A 1,545-nucleotide genomic window follows, 5' to 3' on the forward strand; every position below is an offset into this window, starting at 1 on the left:
CCGCCACCCTGGCCGTCCTGGTCACCAAAGCCACGGAATTCCTTGAAGAAGCGGCGTAGCTGTGGATTGTTGGGCAGGTTGTTCATGCCATCCTGGTCGTCGGACGGGTCGGAGCCATCATCGGCGGCCGGGCTGATCTTGGCCTTGACCTTGACACTGACAACGGCGGGAGAAACGCGCTCCACGACATCGGCGAAGCCCGGCACCTGCGGCGCCTCGACGCGTACGGCATCGGCCAGAACAGGGCTGGTTCCGCTGGTCAGCGCGCCAACCCCGATCGCACCGGCCACGGCGACAGATGCGACGGCAGCCATGAGACGCTTGCGGGTGACGGAATATGAATTGGGGGCAATATTCATGGATCTCTTATCCTCTTTCAACGGACGCTGCTTGGTCGGCATCCTCGGAAAGGAGAATTAGAGCGGCACACATTACAGCGCCATTTCCGACACATGAAACTTTGGTAATGTTTGGGAGTGACGGCGGACATCAGTCGCGGCGCAATATGGCGTCCAACGATGCCTGTTCTTCGGAGGACAGTGATTTTGTTGCCAGCACGCGGCGCGACCGCGCGGTCAGCACGATGAAAACGCCTCCCACCAGCAACAGCAGGACGGGCGTGCCCCACAGCAACGCATTGCGCAGGTCGAATCGCGGCTTCAGCAGCACGAACTCGCCATATCGCGAAACCACGTAGTCCATGACCTGCTGGTCGGTGTCGCCGGCGACGAGGCGCTGACGCACAAGGACGCGCAGGTCGCGGGCAAGGTCGGCATCGGATTCGTCGATCGACTGGTTCTGGCAGACCATGCAGCGCAAGCCTTCCGACAGCGCCCGCGCCCGCGCCTCCAGCGTCGGATCAGGCAGCACCTCGTCAGGCTTCACCGCCGAGGCCGTGCCGGCAAAGAACAGCGCCAGCAGCAGGACAATGGAGGTCAGAGAAAACCGCGCGTTCATGGCAGGGTCGCGGATGGCACCGCGCTCGCCTGCTTGCGCCGCCGCGACGGCGCGCCGACGCGCAGGCGCCGGTCCATCAGTGACATCGCCGCGCCCGCCATCATCATCAGGCCGCCGCCCCAGATCAACGTCACCAGCGGCTTCCACCACAAACGCACGACGACGGAACCGTCATTGCCCTCGTCGCCGAGCGAGATGTAGAGCTGCGAGAAACCAATCGTCCTGATGCCCGATTCCGTCGTCGTCATCTGCCGCACCGGATAAAACCGTTTGGCGGAGCTGATTTCGCCAACAGGGCTGCCGCTGACGCCGATCAGTTCGAAGCGGCCGAGATCCTCGCTGTAATTCGGTCCCTGGGCCGGATAAAGCCCGACGAAACGCAGCGTATGGCCGGACAGTTCGACGGTCTCACCGGCATGCATCGACAGGATCTTCTCGGTGCCGAAGCAAAGTGTGCCGACGATGCCGAGCGTGGTCAGGCCGAGGCCAAGGTGAGCGAAGGCGGTGCCGAAGACCGAGCGCGGCAGGCCGAGCAAGCGCCTGACCATGATCCCCGCTGCGACATTGCCGACCCCCGATTTGACGGCG

At 63.6% G+C, this 1,545-nt stretch carries 2 protein-coding genes and 1 pseudogene; all 3 read right to left on the minus strand.

Going from position 1 to position 1,545, the window contains the following annotated elements:
• A pseudogene (locus EN984_RS34090) lies at positions 1 to 359 on the minus strand (serine protease); the annotation flags it as partial.
• Between the two features lie 130 nt (positions 360 to 489).
• Positions 490 to 957: a cytochrome c-type biogenesis protein gene (locus tag EN984_RS34095; RefSeq protein WP_127270956.1), complete on the minus strand. Its 468-nt coding sequence runs from the start codon at positions 955 to 957 to the stop codon at positions 490 to 492.
• Positions 954 to 1,545, minus strand: a 592-nt coding sequence (locus EN984_RS34100; RefSeq protein WP_281057383.1) for a cytochrome c-type biogenesis CcmF C-terminal domain-containing protein, incomplete at its 5' end; no start/stop codon positions are given. The genes EN984_RS34095 and EN984_RS34100, both read right to left, overlap by 4 nt.

The organism is Mesorhizobium sp. M7A.F.Ca.CA.004.12.1.1, assembly GCF_003997835.1.
Taxonomy (GTDB): Bacteria; Pseudomonadota; Alphaproteobacteria; order Rhizobiales; family Rhizobiaceae; genus Mesorhizobium.